At 68.4% G+C, this 17944-nt stretch carries 20 protein-coding genes; 9 read left to right on the top strand and 11 right to left on the bottom strand.

Going from position 1 to position 17944, the window contains the following annotated elements; all coding sequences use genetic code 11:
• The first annotated feature begins 9 nt into the window (after window positions 1-9).
• Window positions 10-1122 (top strand): 3-isopropylmalate dehydrogenase, encoded by a 1113-nt coding sequence (gene leuB, locus ACTIFS_RS10170; protein ID WP_439573978.1) that lies wholly within the window; start codon window positions 10-12, stop codon window positions 1120-1122.
• Between the two features lie 18 nt (window positions 1123-1140).
• On the opposite strand, the gene ACTIFS_RS10165 is transcribed toward leuB, so the two are convergent.
• Window positions 1141-1386, bottom strand: a complete 246-nt coding sequence (locus ACTIFS_RS10165) for a hypothetical protein (RefSeq protein ID WP_439573977.1) — start codon at window positions 1384-1386, stop codon at window positions 1141-1143.
• A 72-nt stretch (window positions 1387-1458) separates the two neighbouring features.
• Window positions 1459-2217 (bottom strand): hypothetical protein, encoded by a 759-nt coding sequence (locus tag ACTIFS_RS10160; protein WP_439573976.1) that lies wholly within the window; start codon window positions 2215-2217, stop codon window positions 1459-1461.
• Between the two features lie 372 nt (window positions 2218-2589).
• Between ACTIFS_RS10160 and ACTIFS_RS10155 the strand changes: the two genes are divergently transcribed.
• Window positions 2590-3123, top strand: coding sequence for a L,D-transpeptidase (locus ACTIFS_RS10155; RefSeq protein WP_439573975.1), 534 nt, complete (start codon window positions 2590-2592; stop codon window positions 3121-3123).
• A 27-nt stretch (window positions 3124-3150) separates the two neighbouring features.
• Here the strand turns inward: ACTIFS_RS10155 and ACTIFS_RS10150 are convergent, their stop codons facing one another.
• From ACTIFS_RS10150 to ACTIFS_RS10130, 5 genes are all read right to left on the bottom strand, one after another.
• On the bottom strand, window positions 3151-3786 hold the full coding sequence (locus ACTIFS_RS10150; RefSeq protein WP_439574256.1) for an alpha/beta hydrolase: 636 nt from the start codon (window positions 3784-3786) through the stop codon (window positions 3151-3153).
• 82 nt (window positions 3787-3868) lie between these two features.
• Complete coding sequence (locus ACTIFS_RS10145; RefSeq protein WP_439573974.1) at window positions 3869-4816, bottom strand: ring-cleaving dioxygenase; 948 nt, start codon at window positions 4814-4816, stop codon at window positions 3869-3871.
• A 130-nt stretch (window positions 4817-4946) separates the two neighbouring features.
• A complete protein-coding gene (locus ACTIFS_RS10140; protein ID WP_439573973.1) occupies window positions 4947-5753 on the bottom strand; it encodes a hypothetical protein in 807 nt (268 codons plus the stop codon).
• Entirely contained in the window at window positions 5750-6382 is a 633-nt protein-coding gene (locus tag ACTIFS_RS10135) for a TetR/AcrR family transcriptional regulator (RefSeq protein ID WP_439573972.1), read from the bottom strand. The genes ACTIFS_RS10140 and ACTIFS_RS10135 overlap by 4 nt, the downstream gene beginning before the upstream one ends.
• On the bottom strand, window positions 6345-7199 hold the full coding sequence (locus tag ACTIFS_RS10130) for an SDR family NAD(P)-dependent oxidoreductase (RefSeq protein ID WP_439573971.1): 855 nt from the start codon (window positions 7197-7199) through the stop codon (window positions 6345-6347). Before ACTIFS_RS10130 ends, ACTIFS_RS10135 begins: the two co-directional genes overlap by 38 nt.
• A gap of 137 nt (window positions 7200-7336) precedes the next feature.
• On the opposite strand from ACTIFS_RS10130, the gene ACTIFS_RS10125 reads away from it, so the two are divergent.
• Window positions 7337-8464 carry an S-(hydroxymethyl)glutathione dehydrogenase/class III alcohol dehydrogenase gene (locus tag ACTIFS_RS10125; protein ID WP_439573970.1) on the top strand — a complete coding sequence of 376 codons (1128 nt, stop codon included), beginning with the start codon at window positions 7337-7339 and terminating at the stop codon, window positions 8462-8464.
• A gap of 132 nt (window positions 8465-8596) precedes the next feature.
• Here the strand turns inward: ACTIFS_RS10125 and ACTIFS_RS10120 are convergent, their stop codons facing one another.
• Window positions 8597-8950 (bottom strand): hypothetical protein, encoded by a 354-nt coding sequence (locus tag ACTIFS_RS10120; RefSeq protein WP_439573969.1) that lies wholly within the window; start codon window positions 8948-8950, stop codon window positions 8597-8599.
• Between the two features lie 210 nt (window positions 8951-9160).
• Window positions 9161-9532 carry a hypothetical protein gene (locus ACTIFS_RS10115; protein WP_439573968.1) on the bottom strand — a complete coding sequence of 124 codons (372 nt, stop codon included), beginning with the start codon at window positions 9530-9532 and terminating at the stop codon, window positions 9161-9163.
• 480 nt (window positions 9533-10012) lie between these two features.
• Between ACTIFS_RS10115 and ACTIFS_RS10110 the strand changes: the two genes are divergently transcribed.
• Window positions 10013-10627, top strand: coding sequence for a glutathione S-transferase (locus tag ACTIFS_RS10110; protein ID WP_439573967.1), 615 nt, complete (start codon window positions 10013-10015; stop codon window positions 10625-10627).
• A gap of 4 nt (window positions 10628-10631) precedes the next feature.
• Here ACTIFS_RS10110 and ACTIFS_RS10105 read toward each other — a convergent pair whose 3' ends face one another.
• Entirely contained in the window at window positions 10632-11465 is an 834-nt protein-coding gene (locus tag ACTIFS_RS10105) for a phosphodiesterase (protein WP_439573966.1), read from the bottom strand.
• Between the two features lie 183 nt (window positions 11466-11648).
• Here ACTIFS_RS10105 and ACTIFS_RS10100 point away from each other — a divergent pair, with 183 nt between their 5' ends.
• From ACTIFS_RS10100 to ACTIFS_RS10080, 5 genes are all read left to right on the top strand, one after another.
• Window positions 11649-12821 carry an ABC transporter ATP-binding protein gene (locus ACTIFS_RS10100; RefSeq protein ID WP_439573965.1) on the top strand — a complete coding sequence of 391 codons (1173 nt, stop codon included), beginning with the start codon at window positions 11649-11651 and terminating at the stop codon, window positions 12819-12821.
• Window positions 12814-13743, top strand: coding sequence for a carbohydrate ABC transporter permease (locus tag ACTIFS_RS10095; RefSeq protein ID WP_439573964.1), 930 nt, complete (start codon window positions 12814-12816; stop codon window positions 13741-13743). Before ACTIFS_RS10100 ends, ACTIFS_RS10095 begins: the two co-directional genes overlap by 8 nt.
• A 7-nt stretch (window positions 13744-13750) precedes the next feature.
• Complete coding sequence (locus ACTIFS_RS10090; protein WP_439573963.1) at window positions 13751-14602, top strand: carbohydrate ABC transporter permease; 852 nt, start codon at window positions 13751-13753, stop codon at window positions 14600-14602.
• Between the two features lie 56 nt (window positions 14603-14658).
• The gene (locus ACTIFS_RS10085; protein WP_439574255.1) at window positions 14659-15921 is read left to right on the top strand and encodes an ABC transporter substrate-binding protein; all 1263 of its coding nucleotides are present in this window, start codon (window positions 14659-14661) and stop codon (window positions 15919-15921) included.
• Window positions 15922-16001: 80 nt separating this feature from the next.
• Window positions 16002-17291 carry an ABC transporter substrate-binding protein gene (locus ACTIFS_RS10080; RefSeq protein WP_439573962.1) on the top strand — a complete coding sequence of 430 codons (1290 nt, stop codon included), beginning with the start codon at window positions 16002-16004 and terminating at the stop codon, window positions 17289-17291.
• A 68-nt stretch (window positions 17292-17359) separates the two neighbouring features.
• On the opposite strand, the gene ACTIFS_RS10075 is transcribed toward ACTIFS_RS10080, so the two are convergent.
• Window positions 17360-17917: a DUF924 family protein gene (locus ACTIFS_RS10075; RefSeq protein WP_439573961.1), complete on the bottom strand. Its 558-nt coding sequence runs from the start codon at window positions 17915-17917 to the stop codon at window positions 17360-17362.
• Window positions 17918-17944 lie beyond the last annotated feature (27 nt).

The following is a 17944-nucleotide window of genomic DNA, read 5'->3' as shown; positions in this document are numbered from 1 at the left end:
GACACGACCATGGCGACTCACAAGCTGCTCATCCTGCCGGGCGACGGCATCGGCCCCGAGGTGATGGGCGAGGTGGAGAAGGTCGTCGCGTTCTTCGGCCGGCAGGGCGTTGCCAGCTTCGAGACCGAACGCGGCCTTGTCGGCGGCGCAGCCTTCGATGCCCATGGCGAGGCCATCTCCAACAGTGACATGGCGCTCGCCCAGGCGGCCGATGCCGTGCTGTTCGGCGCCGTTGGCGGACCGAAATGGGCCGACGTGCCCTATTCCAAGCGGCCGGAGGCGGGGCTTTTGCGCCTGCGCAAGGACCTCGGCCTGTTCGCCAACCTGCGCCCGGCCATCTGCTTCCCGGCACTGGCCGCTGCCTCGTCGCTGAAGCCGGACGTGGTCGAGGGGCTCGACATCCTGATCGTGCGCGAACTGACCGGTGGCGTCTATTTCGGTGAGCCGAAGGAGATCGTCACGCTCGAGGACGGCTCGCAGCGCGGCGTTGACACCCAGCTTTACACCACCGGCGAGATCGAGCGCATCACGCGCGTCGCCTTCGAACTGGCGAAGACCCGCCGCAACAAGGTGTCCTCGGCCGAGAAGCACAATGTCATGAAGACCGGCGTCCTGTGGAAGCAGGTCGTCACCCGCGTCCACAAGACCGAATTCGCCGAAGTCGAGCTTGAGCATGTCCTCGCCGACAATTGCGCCATGCAGCTCGTGCGCTGGCCCAAGCAGTATGACGTCATCGTCTGCGACAACCTGTTCGGCGACATCCTGTCCGATGTCGCGGCCATGCTGACCGGCTCGCTCGGCATGCTGCCGTCCGCCTCGCTCGGCGCGGAAGACCCGGTCTCGGGCAAGCGCAAGGCCCTCTATGAGCCTGTCCACGGCTCGGCGCCGGACATTGCCGGCACCGGCGCGGCCAATCCGATCGCGACGATCTCGTCCTTCTCGATGGCTCTGCGCTATTCGTTCAAGGCGATCGAGGCGGCCGACATGCTCGATAAGGCCGTGACGAACGTGCTGGCCTCCGGCATGCGAACGGCCGATATCCGCTCCGACAACACGCATGTCATCGGAACGGCCGCGATGGGCGATGCGATTGTCAGTGAGCTTCAGCGGCTCTCCGCCTGATCGTGCGGGCGCGCTGCGTCAGGTCCGGAAGTCGATAGTCAGGCCGGGCTTGGCCATCTGCTTCGGCTGTCTGGACGTGCCGATCGTGGCCGTGAAACCCTCAAGCCGGTTGAGGTGCTGGCGGGCTTCCGGCGACAGCGTCACGGTGACGCCGGCGGTCTGGACCCGCGGCCCGGCATGATTGCGACCGGGAGCCGGCGCGGCGGCCTCGCGTCCGGTTGAGGCGGGACCTGCCAATCCGGGGCTGATCTGTCCAATGGCCAAGAGCGCCTCCTGTCGAGTTGGCGATCATGCTGGACTTTTATGGTTAAGCGCCGGTTAACGGCACCGTCCCGATCAGAGCCGGTTGGTTCTCAGGCGCGCTGCCGAGGGGTTGTCGAAGGCCCGGACGGGCGCGGCCTGCGTGCCCGAGGCACCCGCGCAGGGCTGCCGGCGAAGCTCGGCCCTCGTGAACACCTGGGCGACCTGCGGGTCTCCCGCACTGACCGCGAACAGGCGGTCGAGGAAGCACCTCGCCTCGGGACGGCTTACGATTTCCTGGCCGGCGCTGCAGATCCATCCGGCCGCCCGGAACTCCGCCTCTCCGTCGCGCAGGGCGAAGCCGAGGCAGGCCTTTGGGCCCGCTGGCGTCGCGATGGTCATCTCCACCACCGGCAAGGGTCCGAACTTGGTCTCGAGCGTCTCCGTGCCGCCCCTGACCTCGGCCTCGATGGCGAGATCGGCTGCAAGCCTCGCCACGTCCTGTTCCGCATCGGCAGGGTCGGTGCGACCGCGATCGGCGGCCAGAACCGCATGGCGACCCTGGCCGGTCGCCTCGCCGAACTGGAACAGTTCGCGTGACAGGCCGTCGGAACGCCTGAGAAGGCTGGTCTGCAGTCCGGCCGGGCGCCAGCGCGGCGCATCGACGTCAAAGGCAGCATGGCGGACCGGGGCCACGCGCCACACTGGCACGCTGCTGCGTGTCTCGGCATCATCCGAAAGCGGACGTATCGCCACCTCGACCCTGTCGCGGCCCTGGCTGCCTGGCTGGACGAGAAGGGTCAGCGGCAGGGCGGTCAACGCCGCGATGACCGCAACGCCGGTGATCCCGCGCACCGACGACCGCTCCGATAACCCTCGGCGGCCGGAGGCAGCATCCGTCAGTCTCGGTCCATCCGTCGTCATGTCCCCACTCCCGGCGGGACCATGACGCGGGACCGGCTCAGGCGCCGTTGAGGGACGTGGTTGACGCTTCCTGAATGCGGGACATGGTGAACGTCGCGTCAATCGACTGCGCGGAACCGCCCCCCGGCGCCGCGTTGCGCGGCAGCCACATACCGGCATTTTCCGGGCCTCATCATGGCGGGAACCGGAAAGGACTCGTTGACTCTCGCCCGCGGATTTCCACTCTCGGTAGGGAAGCAGAAAGCGCAGGCCCCGTTTCCTCGGCGCGAACGCCGGGACCGAAGGGCGGCGCGGGAGAGGGTCATGACAGTGGGACTGAAGCGGTGGCTGGCCGCCGCAGCTATCTTTGCGCCTGCCGCACTGGCAGGGTTTTCAGCAACGGATCGGGCCGAGGCCCGCGAGGTTGTCAGGTTGCGGCAGGACATGCCGCCGGGCACGATCGTCATCCGCAATTCCGAGCGCCGGCTCTATCTCGTCCAGGACAACGGAACGGCGATCCGCTACCGCATCGCGGTCGGGCGGCCCTCCGAGCAGTGGCGCGGCGAGACGGTGATCTCCGGCCGTCATGTGCGGCCGGCCTGGTCGCCGCCGGCCGTCGTGCGACGCGCCAATCCGCGCCTGCCCGACGTCATTGCGGGCGGCGCGCCGAACAATCCCATGGGGGCTGCGGCCCTGACGCTGGCGGGCGGCGAATATGCCATCCACGGCACGTCGGCGAGCATGCGCCGCTCGATCGGGACGGCCGCCTCCTTCGGCTGTTTCCGCATGTACGACGAGGATGTGATGGACCTGCTGAACAGGGTCAGCGTCGGCACTCGCGTGGTTGTCACGCACTGACCGGCCTGCCGGCGCGGGCGGGCCGGCTCACGGGCGCGCGAGAAACTCGCGCGCCAGCGTGATATCGGGCTGGGTCAGGCCATGGCCGGCCGGCAGGATCTCGTGCCGCACCGCGGCGCCGGCCAAAGTCAACGATGCCGCCAGTCCTTCCGCGTTGCTGGCCGGGATGATCGGATCCATGGCCCCCGTCAGCATGAGAACGGGCTTGCCATCGAGACGGGCGGACGGGCCCTCCGGCAGCGGCACCATCGCGCGGATCAGCACGGCCCCGGACAGAACGTCCGGCCGCCGGTAGAGCATCGCCGCCGCGATGTTGGCACCGTTCGAGAAGCCGAGCGCAACGGGCGCGGCAAGGCCATAGCGCGTGCGTGCCGCCGCGATGAAGTCAGCCAGTTCGTCGGCGCGCCGCCGCACGTCCTCCTCGTCGAACCGTCCTTCCGCGAAGCGACGGAAGAAGCGGGGCATGCCGCCCTCGCTTACGCGCCCACGCGGGGAGAGCAGCGCCGCCCCCGGCGCCACCATCTGGCCGAGCGGCAGCAGGTCGTTCTCGTCTCCGCCCGTGCCGTGCAGGAGCAGAAGCGGCGGCCGGCCGGCATCGGTTCCCGGCACGAAGCGGTGAATGTGGCTGAGGGCCGTACCGGCATCGGCTTCAGTCGGGGTCATAGGGGTCATCGCGGTCTCTCCAGGGGGACGGCCCCCGCGGCGTGAACCGCGGGGGCGTTCTGGCTGTGGCCGGGCGCAAGCGTCACGCCACGGCCGGAAGCACGGCCTCAATGCGCGCACGCATCGGCTCGAGGCCGGCCGGCAGCTTCAGTGCCTCGCCGAGATGGCCAACCGGCTCGTCGACGGCAAAGCCCGGCGCGTCGGTCGCGATCTCGAACAGGACACCGCCCGGCTCGCGGAAATAGACCGAGCGGAAGTAGTTGCGATCGCGCTGTTCCGTGACCCGCTGGCCGTGGTCGCGGGTGAGCTTGTCCACCATCGCGGCCTGCGCGGCATCATCCGCCGCCCTGAACGCAATGTGGTGAACCGAACCGGCACCCTCGCGCCCGGGCAGGAAGTCGCCCGCCGAGCGGATGTCGATCACGCCGCCGATCGTCGTGCCCGGCACGCGGTAGCGACGGACCTGACCCTCGGCCTCGGCAGCCTCGAAGCCGAAGACGTCGACAAGGATCGCACCCGTCCGGGTTCCGTCGGCGACCATCAGGCTGACGCCATGAAACCCGCGGATGGCGTGCGCGGCCTCGATGCCGCCACCCGTCCAGCCCGCCTCGGCCTCCGCGCCGGGCGTGCAGACAAGGGCGAGCCGCATGCCGTCCGGATCGCTGAACGGCAACACCGTCTCGCCGAAGCGCTTCACGATGCTATCGTGGGCAACGCCGCGCTCGATGAAGCGCTGCGTCCAGAAGCCCAGCGAGCCTTCGGGCACCCGGAACGCGGTCTCCTGGGTCTGACCGATGCCGAGCCGGCCGGGGTTCGCGTGCTCCCACGGAAAGAAGGTCAGGATCGTGCCCGGCGAGCCGGCCTCGTCGCCGAAATAGAGGTGATAGGTGCCGGGATCGTCGAAATTGACGGTCTTCTTCACCAGCCTCAGGCCAAGCACCTCGGTATAGAAGGCATGGTTCCGGCGGGCGGGACCGGCAATGGCGGTGACGTGGTGGATGCCGTTCTGGGGCCTCTCAAGGCTGGTCATGGCGTGTCTCCCGGGATCGGGGGGACGGGATGTCCCGTGTCGCAATGCAAGATAGGCGGTGATCTGCGTCGATCCAGCGCATCCTCCTTGCGTTCACGCAATGTCAGCGTGCGATGTTCCGCACGACGTCCTATCGGGCGAACGCGGCCATGATCGGCTCGCCGTCCAGGGCCTGACGATAGATGAGCCACGTCAGGCCGGTCCAGACCAGCGCCGTCGCCGCGACCGCTGCCGTTGCGGCGGGCGCCGGCAGGAACCAGACGGCGAGAAGGCCGGCGATCGGCAGGACCTGCATCATGTGGGTCGCGAGGAAATGGGCTGCGCGCAGGTCGCCGACTGTCAGGGACCAGCCGGTCAGCGGCATGCGCGCTCCACCGGCCGGCTCGGTTCCGACAAGGGGGCTGAGGCGGGACCCTATCGTGAAGGCGGTGACCAGCGTCAGGACCGTGCCGCCGACCAGGCCCAGCAGGATGGCAAGGCGGACCGGGCCATCGAGCCGCGCCTCGGAGTCTGCGAAGGCAATGATGCCGATAATGGCTGCCGTGGCCGTGATCACGACGGCTGCGGCAGCCATGAAATTGTACATGGCGGCGTGGAAGGCCGTGGACTGGTTGAAATGCGAGTGCTGCTGGCGGGCCGCCTGAACGACGATGTAGCCCAGTTCGCCGGCACAGGCGGCAGCATAGATGATCGCAACAGCCGTGAGCGTGCCAGCCGACCGCCAGCCTGCTCCGAGCATCCCGGCGACCAGCGCCATGGTCGCCGTGTGGATGCCAACCGAGATGGCGAACTTCATCGGCTTGGCCCAGACGCTGGCATCCCCCAGGAGGCGCTTGTCGAACGCCCACAGGACGAGCGTGGCAAGGAACAGCAGCCCGCACAGGCCGGCGACCGACCACAGCACGGTTTCGGCAAGGCCTGCGCGCATCGGCGTCATGGCAGGGCGTCCTCCGGTGGCGGCGCGGAAAGGGCCAGATGCAGCCGGGCCATGGCGTGGCACTGCATGGACTGGTGGACGGTTCCGGGCAGACCCAGCGTTCCGACGGCCGGCGACTGCATGATGCTGGCCAGGCCATGCACGGTTGCCCAGACATAGAGGGCGTCCAGTTGGGCGAGGCGTTCACCGCCGGCGGGCACGGACATGGCCTGGATGCGGGCGATGGCCCGTCCGAGAATGGCGAATGCGTGCTGGGCGCTGCGCATCATGTCCGGATGACCCGCGGGGTCCGGCAGGGGCGTGGCAAACATCAAGCGGTATTGCAGCGGATGGGCACTGGCATAGGCGAGATAGGCCGAACCGATCGCGCTGAGATCTGAATGGGGATCGTCGGTCGCGGGACGGTCGTCGAGGTGACGCGCGAAGCCGTCGAAGATCCGGCGCACCACCTCCGCCAGCAGATGATCCCTGCTGGGATAGTGCTTGTAGGGCGCCTGGTGCGACACCCCCAGCCGCCGCGCAACCTCCCGAAGGCTGAGCGCCTCGACCCCGGATTGCTCGATCACCGCCATAGCCTCGCCAACGCAGGCCTCACGCAGGTCCGCCACTGCCGATCGTGCCCTTGCCATGCCCCGCTCCCGTCATGCCCTGCATCACCGCCTCCATGATCCTGGTCCGGCCTGCGCGCGGCAACAGGGCAAGCGCCCCCCCCAGAAGCTTGGCGAGCAGGCCGGGACGCACAGTCGTGCGCCGGCCGAGAGCCGCGAGCGTTCCCCGGGCGACGACGTCCGGCGTTTCGGCGCGGCCCATGGTCATGGTGGCACGGGCAGCAAAGCCGCTCGTCACGGGCCCGGGAGCGGAGGCGATGACATCGACACCGGCAGGGGCAAGCTCACGGCGGATCCCTTCGGCCAGCGTCTGCACATAGGCCTTGGTGGCCGCATAGTGGGCGGCGCGAGGCACGCCCTGGAAGGCGACCAGCGAGCTCATCAGCACGATGCCGCCCCTGCCGCGGCGCGACAGACGGTCCGCAAAATGATGGACGGTCAGCATCACGCTCTCGCAATTGAGCCGGACCATGGCGCGTTCGATCTCCGCATCGGCGGAAGCAATGGGACCGGATGTACCGAAGCCGGCAGCGCAGACCACCAGCCCCACGTCATGCGAGGCAGAGGCATCGATCAGCGCCCTCAGTCCGTCTTCCGTGCCGAGATCGGCGGCCACCACCACCGGTTCAATACCCGAGGCGGCCGCGGCCTCGGCTGCCACTGCCGCCAGGCGGTCAGGCCGGCGAGCCGCCAGCACCAGACCGAAGCCCCGGCGGGCGAGGTTCAGGGCCATGGCCCGGCCTATGCCATCCGACGCCCCGGTGACCACGGCCCAAGGCCCGTAGCGCAGGAGGAAGGGCGTTGCATGCCTGCCGGTCGTGTGGTTGTGCGGCACCATCACAGGGTCCTCCGAGCATCAGGTTGACACTGCCTACCTTCTTACGTTGACACTGTCAACCCGCCGGTTGCGACGATCTGGCCGCCGTGGTGTCATCGGTGCGCGGCAGTCGGCCGCAGGGCATGATGGAGATGAGGATGAAGACGCGTGCGGCTGTGGCCTGGGAGGCGAACAAGCCCCTGACCATCGAGACCATCGACATCGGCGGCCCGAAAGCCGGCGAGGTGCTGGTGGAGATCATGGCAACAGGCGTGTGCCACACCGACGCCTATACGCTGTCAGGCCTCGATTCGGAGGGCAAGTTTCCGGCGATCCTCGGCCACGAAGGCGCGGGCGTCGTCCGCGAGGTGGGCGCAGGCGTCACCTCGGTGAAGGTCGGCGACCATGTCATTCCGCTCTACACGCCGGAATGCCGGGCCTGCAAAACCTGCCTGTCGCAACGCTCGAACCTGTGCACCGCCATCCGCGGCACCCAGGGGTTGGGCCTGATGCCCGACAATACATCTCGCTTTTCCTGCGAACCCGCCGGCGGCGGCCGCAACGAGGTGTTTCACTATATGGGCTGCTCGACCTTCTCGAACTTCACCGTGCTGCCGGAGATTGCCCTGGCAAAAGTCCGCGAGGACGCCCCCTTCGACAAGATCTGCTATATCGGCTGCGGGGTGACGACCGGCATCGGGGCGGTGATCTATACGGCCAAGGTCTGGCCGGGTGCGAATGTCGCGGTGTTCGGCCTTGGCGGCATCGGTCTCAACGTCATCCAGGGCGCCCGCATGGTGGGCGCCGACCGGATCATCGGCATCGACCTCAACCCGGCCAAGGCCGAGATGGCCCGCAAGTTCGGCATGACCGACTTCATCAATCCGGACGAGGTGGGCCGCGACAAGGTCGTTCAGGCCATTGTCGACCTGACGGGTGGCGGCGCCGACTTCTCCTTCGAGTGCATCGGCAACACCACGACCATGCGCCAGGCGCTGGAATGCTGCCACCGCGGCTGGGGCGAGAGCATCATCATCGGGGTTGCGCCGTCGGGGACGGAGATCTCCACGCGGCCGTTCCAGCTTGTCACCGGTCGTGTGTGGAAGGGCTCGGCCTTCGGCGGCGCCAGAGGCCGCACGGACGTTCCGAAGATCGTCGACTGGTACATGGACGGCAAGATCGACATCGACTCGCTGATCACCCACACCATGCCGCTCGACGAGATCAACACCGCCTTCGACCTCATGCACGAGGGCAAGTCGATCCGAAGCGTGGTGACGTTCTGAGCCAGGCAAGCGCCGGGTAGGAGGCCCGGACCCCGAAGTGGCAGGAGCGGCCCCTTGCGGAGCCGCTCCCCCTTGAGAATTCCGGGGCCATCAATCAGCCTCTCCCGGACCCTAGATCAGATTGGCGTGCCGTCAGGGCTGCGAGGCGGGCGGGTTCGGGGCCGGCACGGCCGGATCGGCTGCCGGCGGCTGGGCAGCCGGGGCCGGCGGAGCCGGGGTCGGCGCGCGCTGTTCCATCTGCGGCGCGGACGGCGCCTGGGCGGTCCGCTCGGCCGGCCCGCCAAACATGGAAGCCACCAGGAACACCAGCAGCAGGGCGGCGGCAAATCCGCCGACGATCATCACGCCCGTGCCGCTTGCCGAAGCCTGCAGGCGCGGGTCGCTCAAAGGATGATTGGTGCTGCCCGGCATGTGGCGATCACGCGTGGCGGGATCCACATCCACCGGTCGCGGCTCGCGAATATCGCGGGGATCGTAGTGGGTCATGGTCCTGTCTCCCGGAATGAGAAATGGTGCCATATCAACGTTTGTCAGGGCGGGGGGGTTCCTCCGGGACGGGAGTTCCAAGCGTCTGGCAAGGCGTTCAGCGCTGGCAGGGCTTGCGGCGACGGGAGGCGCGCACAGCAAAGGGCCGGCCCCGAAGGACCGGCCCTTGTGTTTCTTGAATCGTCTGATGTGACAGGCCGGAAGGCCGCGTCAGGGTTGCTGGGCGGGCGTCTGCGGAGGCGGCGCCGGCTGGATCGGCTGGGCCGGCGGAACCGAGCCGGTCGTGCCCGGATCGGCGGCAGGCGGCGGAACCACGGCCGGGGTGCCCTGAGCAACCGGCGGTCGCTGCGCCTCGGGAGCGCGGACGGTCGGCGTCCCGGACGAGCCCAGCATCGACATCACGACGATGACAAGGATGAGCGCAGCGGCGATCCCGCCGATGACCATCCAGCGATTGCCGGGGCTGCGGTCAAAGCGAGGATCGCCCACCGGCAGCGGCGGCTCGGTGTTGGTGCGGCGCGCCTCGGGCGCGATCGGATCGGCGTCTGCGCGGCGCGGTTCGCGGGGATCGTGGTTTGTCATAGCGGGTCCTCCTGCGACAAGGGCTCGCTGGGTCAACGTCCCGAGACCGAGGGAGTTCCGAAGAAAGTCAGACCGGCTCCGGCCGCGCGTCCCTCCGCGAGGTTAAATCAGGGCTTCGGCCACCTCCCTTCTGGAGGCAGGGGGAGGGGCAGGACCTGGCCGCCGGCGCCGCTCCCCGGGCCCCGAGAAGCGGCCAGCAACGGGCTGCCGGCTGTATTTCGTCCGGATGGATCGCCATGGGCGGTTCTCCTTGGCTGGGGCAATGGGGCGCGAATGCGTTGCCCCTTCCATGCGCCTTGTTGCGCTGCGGCGAAGTGACCACCGTCACGTTTCGACTGGTTTGCCAGCCATTCCGCCAGGGCGCCGGCCCCCTGCATCGCGCCATCTCGCCGCCGGACCCTCGGCGCCCTATTGTCATGCGGACGGGACGCGCGCGCCGATGACCGGCGCCGGCAGATCCCTGCCCAAGGAAACGCCGCTGTGAAGCTGTTCTTCTCCCCCGCCTCGCCCTTTGTCCGGAAGGTCATGGTCTGCGCCATCGAGCGCGGCATCGACGGTCAGATCGAGAAGCTTGCCTCGGCGGCCCATCCGATCAACCAGGACGCCGCCATCAAGGCGCACAATCCGACCGGCAAGGTTCCCACCCTGGTCGCCGACGACGGCATGGCCATCTACGATAGCCGAGTGATCTGCGAATATCTCGACTCCATCGGCAATGCGCCGAAGCTCGTCCCCGACAGCGGGCCGGCACGCTGGAGCGCGCTGGTCCTGCAATCGGCGGCCGACGAGTTGCTCGACGCCGCGCTGCTCGCCCGCTACGAGACCGTCGCCCGCCCGGAATCGCTGCGCTGGAACGACTGGACCAAGGGTCAGATCACCAAGATCCACACGACGGTCTCGACCTTCTCCGGCCAGTGGATCGAGCATCTGGAGACCAGGCTCGACCTCGGCACCGTGGCGGCCGGCTGCGCGCTCGCCTATCTCGACTTCCGCTTCCCCGACATCGGCTGGCGCAACGGCAATGACCGCCTTGCCGCCTGGTATGCCGGGTTCGCCGAACGCGCCTCGATGAAGCAGACCGTGCCGGTCGGCTGAGCCCTCAGGCCTTGGGCCGGCCCGGATAGTCCGGGTCCGGCAGGAAGGGAAACGGGCCGGGCGCCTTTTCCACATAGGCCGTGTGGCTGACGAGACCGGTCTCGTCCAGCCACTGGTGGAGATGGAAGGCGGCCGGCTCGAAGTTGAACGCAGCCGTCTGGGCACCGCTGAGGTCCAGCACCACCTGATGGGCGATGCTGGGGCCGACCATGGCGAGCGTGCCGCCGACGATGGCCTGGATCGGCCGGTGGTGATGGCCGCACAGGATGCGCACCACCTGCGGATTGCGCGCGATGATGTCGACGAAGGTCTCCCGGCCGTCGATCAGCGCGATCCGGTCCATATGTCCGAGCCCGCAGGTGAAGGGCGGATGGTGCATGACCACCACGGTCGGGCGGGCCTGGTCCTCGGCCAGCCTCTCCTCCAGCCAGGCGAGCCGCTCGGTGCAAAGCCGGCCGGCGCCCGATTCCGGCAGCACCGTGTCGAGGCCGATCAGCCTGAGCGGGCCGAGCTCGGCCGTCCACTGCGCATAGGTCGGATGCTGCGTCAGACCGGGATAGTCGGCCAGCACCTGTTTCAGGTTCTCGCGGCGGTCGTGATTGCCGGGGATCAGGAACACCGGCATCGGCAGCCGGGAGAGCATGCGCTTCAGGTTCTCATATTCCGGGATCAGCCCGTTGTCGGTGAGGTCGCCCGAAATGATCACGCAGTCCGGCCGGGGATTGAGCGCCAGCACCGCCTCGATCGCCCGCTCGGTCAGCATGTTGGTCTCGGCCGTGCGATAGGCGGGCAAGCCCACGGGCCGTACGTGGAGGTCGGTCAGATGGGCGATCAGCATGGGGCAGCTCCGATGAAGGGATCAGAGGTCGCCTAGCCGGCTCAGATGACAGGCGCGCGACAGGCAACCCGGCATCGCCTGTGTCACCGGTCCGTCGCAGGAATGTCGGTGAAACGTCATCCCCCCGTCGCCGCACTGTTGTCTGGACCGCTTAACCGGACCTCATCCAGGAGGTTCAGGTTCATGGCCGGCATCACTCTCGACCGGGTCGAGAAGTCATTTGGCGCCACGCGCGTCCTCAACGGCGTCAGCCTCGGCTTCGAGGCGGGGGCCTTCGTCTCGCTGGTCGGTCCGTCCGGCTGTGGCAAGACCACGCTGCTGCGCATCATCGCCGGCCTCGAACAGGCCGATTCAGGCTCGGTCGCCATCGGTGGCATCGACGTGACTGGCCGCCGCGCCGCGGACCGGGACGTCGCGATGGTCTTCCAGAACTACGCGCTCTACCCGCATATGACGGTCGAGCAGAACATCGCTCTGCCGCTGGTCATGCGCCGGCTCAGCTCTTTCGAGCGCGCGCCGCTGCTCGGACGCTTCATTGCCGGCACGGGCGAGCGGCGCTCTGCGATCCGGTCCGAAGTGGAGGATGCCGCGCGGCTCCTGTCCATCGACCACCTGATGCAGCGACGGCCGGGCCAGCTCTCGGGCGGCCAGCGCCAGCGCGTCGCCCTCGGCCGCGCCATCGTGCGGCATCCGAAGGCCTTCCTGATGGACGAGCCCCTGTCCAATCTCGATGCGGCCCTGCGCCACGACATGCGCCGCGAACTGGTCGATCTGCACCGGCGCGTCGGCGTCACCACGGTCTATGTCACCCATGACCAGGCCGAGGCCATGACCATGTCCGACCGCGTGGCGGTCATGCTGGCCGGCCACGTTCTGCAGTTCGGCTCGCCGCGCGAGGTCTACGAGACGCCGGCCACCATCGAGGTTGCGAAATTCATCGGCTCGCCGCGCATCAACATCCTTGCCGGAGAGGCCGGCCCCGAGGGCCGCGTGACGGTTGCCGGCCACACGACCACGGCCGTTGCCCCGCGCACGTCCGGCCCGCTCGACATCGGCATCCGCCCCGAGCACCTGACGCTTGGCACTGCCGGCATCCCGGCAAAGCCCCATCACGTCGAGTTTCTGGGTTCGGAAGTGCTGGTCTATGCGCGCGAAACGGCGCAGGGCTCGGAGCTCATCCTGCGCCTCGCGCCGGAGGACTGGGAGGATGCGCCCTCCAGGGAAGCGCTGCACGTCCTGCCGCAGGAGGGCCGCCTCCTCGCCTTCGACCGCACCGGCCGCCGCGTCGGCCTGATCCGGGACGCGGCCGCCGCACAGGTCCGGGCCACGCCCCCGCGGGTTCCCCGCTATGTCTGACATCGCCCTGCCCGCACCGGCCTCAGCGGCCCGCGCGACCGACCGCCCCGGCCGGACCGAGGCACTCGCCGCCTGGATGCTGACGCTGCCCGCCATCGCGGCCTTCGTGCTGATGCTCGGCCTGCCGACCCTCGCCGTGGTCGCCATCGCCTTCACCGACTACGAGCTCGGCGCGCCGGGCCTGCGCTATGTCGGCCTCGCCAATTTCGCCGAGCTGATGGAGGATCGCGGCTTCGTCACCTCGTTCCGCAACACCGCCTTCTATGTGGCGGTGACGACGCCGGCCTCGATCATCGGCGGGCTGCTGCTGGCCATGCTGATCGAGGCGGGCACACGCGGGCGCGCGTTCTTCCGGGCGGTGTTCTTCCTTCCCGTGGTCTCGCTGATGGTCGCGATGGCCACGGCGTTTCAGTACATGTTCCACCCCACCATCGGCCCGGTGAATGCCGCGCTCAGGGCGCTTGGCGTCGTCGGGCCGAACTGGCTCGGGTCGTCGGACAGCGTGATGTGGACGCTCGCCATCATCGGCACCTGGGAGCAGATCGGCTTCAACATGGTGCTGTTCCTGGCCGGCCTCACCGCCATCCCGCGCGACCTCTACGCGGCGGCGGAGGTCGACGGCGTGCGCTCGGCCTGGTCGCGGTTCTGGACCGTCACCTGGCCGCTGCTCGGCCCCACCAGCCTGTTCGTGCTGACCATCACCATGATCCGCGCCCTGCGCGTCTTCGACATCGTCGCAACGCTCACCCAGGGCGGGCCGAACAAGGCCTCCGAAGTGCTGCTGTTCACCATGTACACGGAAGGCTTCACCTTCTTCCGCATGGGCTATTCGGGCGCCATCACCGTGGTCTTCCTCCTGGTGGTGGTGGTTCTCATGATGCTCCAGACGCGCGTGCTTGACCGCCGCGTCCACTACGGGTGAGGCACCGATGACCCCCTCCTCACCGCACGACAAGAGCCTGGCCGCGGATCTGCCCCGGCTCATCCTGCTGTCGGTCCTCGGCCTGATCTTCCTGTTGCCCTACATCTGGATGATCTCGGTCTCGCTGAAGCCGCTGGACGAAGTCTGGCGCGCCTCCATGTCGCTGATCCCGGAAACCTTCGCCGTCGACCGGAACTACGGGCGCGTGTTTCGCGAAGTGCCGATCGGCCGCTATCTTCTGAACGGCGCCATCGTCTGCCTCGGCATCCTGGTCTTCCAGCTCGCCTTCGCCCTGCCCGCCGGCTATGCGCTGGCCAAGTTGAACTTCCGTGGCCGCGAGACGCTGTTCGCCTTCGTCATGCTGGGACTTCTGATCCCCGCCCATGTCCCGGCCATCCCGCTCTACATCGCCTTTGCCCAGACCGGCATCCTCAACACCTATGCGGCGCTGATCGCCCCCTCGACCATTTCGGTCTTCGCCATCTTCCTGTTCCGCCAGTTCTTTCGCGCTATGCCGGACGAGATGATCCAGGCCGCGCGCATGGACGGTCTCGGCGAATGGTCCATCGTCTGGCGCATCGTCGTGCCCAACGCCTGGCCGGCCGCAACCGCCTTCGCGATCTTCTCGGTGGTGGCGCACTGGAACGACCTGTTCTGGCCGCTGATCGCCGTCTCCGGCAAGGGCGAGCTCGCGACCCCCGCGCTCGGCGTCCTCTATTTCCGCGCCGAGGAGGCGGGCGACGATTTCGGCGCGCTGATGGCAGCCGCCACGATCACGACCCTGCCGCTGGTCGCCGCCTTCCTCATCGCCCAGCGCCGCTTCATCGAGGGCATCACCATGACCGGCCTCAAGGGCTGAGGCGGCCACCCGCCCTTCTCGACATGCAACCGACGGAGAGACCCATGACCTCATCGATGAGCCGGCGAACCGCCCTTCTCGCCACCGCCGCGACGCTTGCCGCGCCGCGCCTTGCCCTCGCCAGTCCGGTCGAGATCGAGGTCCACTATGCCATGCCGCTCGTCTACAAGGACGTGAAGGAGCAGATCGCCGCCGAGTTCATGCGGCGCAATGCCGACGTGAAGGTGTCCTACCGGACGCCCTCGCCGAACTACGAGGACGGCACGCAGCTTGTGCTGCGCCAGGCCGTGGCCGGACAGCAGCCGGACCTGACCTTCCAGGGGCTGAACCGGGTCCGCGGCATCGCCGAGCGGAACCTGGCTCTCGATCTTTCGCCCCTGCTCGCCCAGGAGGGCGACGCCGGTGCCCTTGGCTACTCGCCAGAGCTGCTCAGCCTCGGCCGCGCGGCCGGCATCCAGGCCGGTCTTGCCTTCGCCACCTCCAATCCGATCGTCTACGTCAATGCCGACCTGTTTCGCCGCGCCGGCCTCGACCCGGACAGGCCCCTGACCACCTGGGACGAGGTGATCGAGGCCTCGAAGCGCATCACCGCTCTCGGCAACGGCATCCACGGCTCCTATTACCGCTGGCAGGGCGACTGGATGTATTCCTCGCTGCTGTTCGGCTTCGGCGGCCGCATGATGAACGAGGCCGAGACCGAGGTCGGCTTTGCCGGGCCCGAGGGCCGCGCCACGCTGGGCGTTCTGGATCGTCTGGTGCGCGAGGGCGGGATGCCGACGCTTGCCGGCGAGGCCGGCGCCCAGGCCTTCGCTGCTGGCCGGATCGGCATGTATTTCTGGTCGACCGCCTTCCTGCGTTCGGCGATCAACTCGCTCGGCCAGAACTTCGCCCTGACCACCTGGGCATTCCCGCGCGGCGACCGCGAGAAGGGACGCCTGCCGACCGGCGGCGCCGCCGGCGTGGTGCTGGCCCGCGATCCCGCCAGGCAGCGGGCCGCTTACCGGTTCCTGCGCTTTGCAACGAGCCCGGAGGGCACCGCGATCATGGTGAAGGGCACGGGCTACGTGCCGGTCAACGCGCTTGCCGGCGCCGATTCCAGCCATCTCGGTGACTTCTACCGCGCCAACCCGCTGTTTCGCACCGGCGTCAACCAGATGCCGCTCATGGTGCCGTGGTTCGCCTTCCCCGGCCCGAACGGCGTGCGCATCACCCGCGTCATCACCGACAACATCACCCGCGTGGTCGAGCAGAAGGCTCCGATCGACACCGCCCTCGCCGACATGGCCGCCGAGGTCGCCCGCCTCCTGCCGCGCGCCTGATCGCTTCTGCCATTCCGCCGCGCCGGACGGGCCGGAGCGGCGGATCCATCCTCCTGAGCCGGCCCGAACCAGAGGTTCCGATGACCACCCAGATGACCCGCCGCTCGACGCTCGGCCTGATGGCCGGCGCCGCGACCATTGCCATGCCAAATGTGGTTCGCGCCCAGACCATCGAGGTCGTCGCGCATTATTCCATGCCGCAGATCTTCAAGACCGCCATGGAGGCCGTCGCCGAGGCCTTCAACAAGAAGAGCGACAGGGTGAAGGTCACCTATGTCAACCCGACGCCCACCTATGAGGACGGCGCCCAGCTCGTCTTGCGCCAGGCGACCACCGGCGGCCTGCCGGATGTCTCGTTCCAGGGGCTCAACCGCCTGCGCCTCTTCGCCGAGCGGTCGATTGCAGCCGATCTGAAGCCCTTCCTCGACCGTGAGGGCGACCTCGCGAAGATCGGCTATTCAAGGCCGATCCTCGGCCTCGGCCACCATGGCGGCGTGCAGTGCGGCCTGGCCTTCGCCACGTCGAACCCGATCAGCTATGTCAATGTCGATCTTCTGAAGAAGGTCGGCGCCAGCATCGAAACCCTGCCCAGGGATTGGGACGGCGTCATCGCCCTTGCGGCGAGGATCTCGGCTCTCGGCGACGGCAACAGCGGCATGTTCTTCCGCTGGGCGGGCGACGACTGGATGTTCTCCGCCCTGCTTTACGGCCATGGCGGACGCATGCTGACCGAGGACGAGAGCAAGGTCGCCTTCGACGGCGCCGAAGGCCTCGCGGCCCTGCGCCTGCTCGACCGGATGGTGAAGGAAGGCAAGATGCCGAACCTCACCGGCAATGCCGACCTGCAGTCGTTCGGCGCCGGCAAGATGGGCATGATGTTCCGCACCACCGCTCAGGTGCGTCAGGTCTCCGGCATGGTCGGCAGCAATTTCGAGCTGGCCACCACCACGCTGCCGGTGATCGACCCGGTCAAGGGCCGTCTGCCGACCGGCGGCGCCGGCGCCATGATGATGGGCAGGGATCCGGCCCGCCAGGCTGCGGCCTGGGAGTTCATCAAGTTCGCCACCTCCGCCGAGGGCACCACCCTGATGGCGAAGAACACCGGCTACGTGCCCTGCAACCAGCTCGCCATCGACGATCCCGGCTATCTCGGCGCGTTCTACAAGGCGAACCCGCTGTTCCAGGCGGCCACGAAGCAGGTTCACCTCATGATCCCGTGGTACGCCTTCCCGGGCCAGAACTCGGTGCGCGTGACGCAGGTGATGGTCGACAATCTCGCCCGCATCGTCGAGCAGAAGGCCTCTCCCGAAGAGGTCCTGCGCGACATGTCCCGCGAGGTGACACGCCTCATCCCCCGCCGCCAGGGCTGAACCTTCACGAGGATGATGGACAGCGGCCCGTCCGGCGATCCGCCGGGCGGGCCTTCTCGTGCCCGTGCTCAGCCGGCAAACCCGCCCTCGGACAGGAACTCCGCTTCCTCGGCCGTCGTCTCCCGGCCGAGGATACGGTTGCGATGGGGAAAGCGGCCGAACCGGACGATGATGTCGTGGTGGCCGCGCGCATGCCCCTCCTGCTCGGCTCCCAGGGCCGACTGCAGCCGCACCGAAAGCTGCTGGTCGGCCAGGTCCTCGGAATGGGCAAAGGGCAGATAGACGAACAGCCTGACCGTCTCGGGCACCTGCTGGTCGAGCCCCCGCTCGACGGCATTCCGCGCGATCATCCGCGCCAGCGGATCGGTCGCATACATGTGCCCGGTGCGCCGGAAGCAGTTGCGCGGGAACTGGTCCAGCAGGATGAGCAGCCCGAGCAGCCCTTCCGCGCTCTCGGCCCAGTGGTCCAGTTCGCGCCGGGCCGCGGCCCAGTGCAGCGCCTCGAAGCGCCGGCGGAAATCGCCGTCGAAACCCTCGTCCTTGGTGAACCAGCGCTCGCGGCCGGCCTCCGTCCAGAAGCGGACGATCTCGGTCGGGGCCACGTTGCCGACAATACCTTCCGTCATGATCGCTCCTGCCTGCCAATCCATGGG

This window comes from Phreatobacter sp., assembly GCF_051860605.1.
GTDB lineage: Bacteria > Pseudomonadota > Alphaproteobacteria > Rhizobiales > Phreatobacteraceae > Phreatobacter.
This window is presented reverse-complemented; position numbering and strand designations above follow the sequence as displayed.

What these genes read in the sequence shown, in the direction of transcription:
- leuB (WP_439573978.1), top strand. Translation starts at nt 10, where the DNA reads ATGGCGACTCACAAGCTGCTCATCCTGCCGGGCGACGGCATCGGCCCC.
- ACTIFS_RS10150 (WP_439574256.1), bottom strand. Translation starts at nt 3,786, where the DNA reads ATGACCCCGACTGAAGCCGATGCCGGTACGGCCCTCAGCCACATTCAC.
- ACTIFS_RS10145 (WP_439573974.1), bottom strand. Translation starts at nt 4,816, where the DNA reads ATGACCAGCCTTGAGAGGCCCCAGAACGGCATCCACCACGTCACCGCC.
- ACTIFS_RS10130 (WP_439573971.1), bottom strand. Translation starts at nt 7,199, where the DNA reads ATGGTGCCGCACAACCACACGACCGGCAGGCATGCAACGCCCTTCCTC.
- ACTIFS_RS10090 (WP_439573963.1), top strand. Translation starts at nt 13,751, where the DNA reads ATGACCCCCTCCTCACCGCACGACAAGAGCCTGGCCGCGGATCTGCCC.
- ACTIFS_RS10080 (WP_439573962.1), top strand. Translation starts at nt 16,002, where the DNA reads ATGACCACCCAGATGACCCGCCGCTCGACGCTCGGCCTGATGGCCGGC.
- ACTIFS_RS10140 (WP_439573973.1), bottom strand. Translation starts at nt 5,753, where the DNA reads ATGACGCCGATGCGCGCAGGCCTTGCCGAAACCGTGCTGTGGTCGGTC.
- ACTIFS_RS10105 (WP_439573966.1), bottom strand. Translation starts at nt 11,465, where the DNA reads ATGCTGATCGCCCATCTGACCGACCTCCACGTACGGCCCGTGGGCTTG.
- ACTIFS_RS10135 (WP_439573972.1), bottom strand. Translation starts at nt 6,382, where the DNA reads ATGGCAAGGGCACGATCGGCAGTGGCGGACCTGCGTGAGGCCTGCGTT.
- ACTIFS_RS10100 (WP_439573965.1), top strand. Translation starts at nt 11,649, where the DNA reads ATGGCCGGCATCACTCTCGACCGGGTCGAGAAGTCATTTGGCGCCACG.
- ACTIFS_RS10075 (WP_439573961.1), bottom strand. Translation starts at nt 17,917, where the DNA reads ATGACGGAAGGTATTGTCGGCAACGTGGCCCCGACCGAGATCGTCCGC.
- ACTIFS_RS10120 (WP_439573969.1), bottom strand. Translation starts at nt 8,950, where the DNA reads ATGACCCACTACGATCCCCGCGATATTCGCGAGCCGCGACCGGTGGAT.
- ACTIFS_RS10095 (WP_439573964.1), top strand. Translation starts at nt 12,814, where the DNA reads ATGTCTGACATCGCCCTGCCCGCACCGGCCTCAGCGGCCCGCGCGACC.
- ACTIFS_RS10155 (WP_439573975.1), top strand. Translation starts at nt 2,590, where the DNA reads ATGACAGTGGGACTGAAGCGGTGGCTGGCCGCCGCAGCTATCTTTGCG.
- ACTIFS_RS10115 (WP_439573968.1), bottom strand. Translation starts at nt 9,532, where the DNA reads ATGACAAACCACGATCCCCGCGAACCGCGCCGCGCAGACGCCGATCCG.
- ACTIFS_RS10125 (WP_439573970.1), top strand. Translation starts at nt 7,337, where the DNA reads ATGAAGACGCGTGCGGCTGTGGCCTGGGAGGCGAACAAGCCCCTGACC.
- ACTIFS_RS10085 (WP_439574255.1), top strand. Translation starts at nt 14,659, where the DNA reads ATGAGCCGGCGAACCGCCCTTCTCGCCACCGCCGCGACGCTTGCCGCG.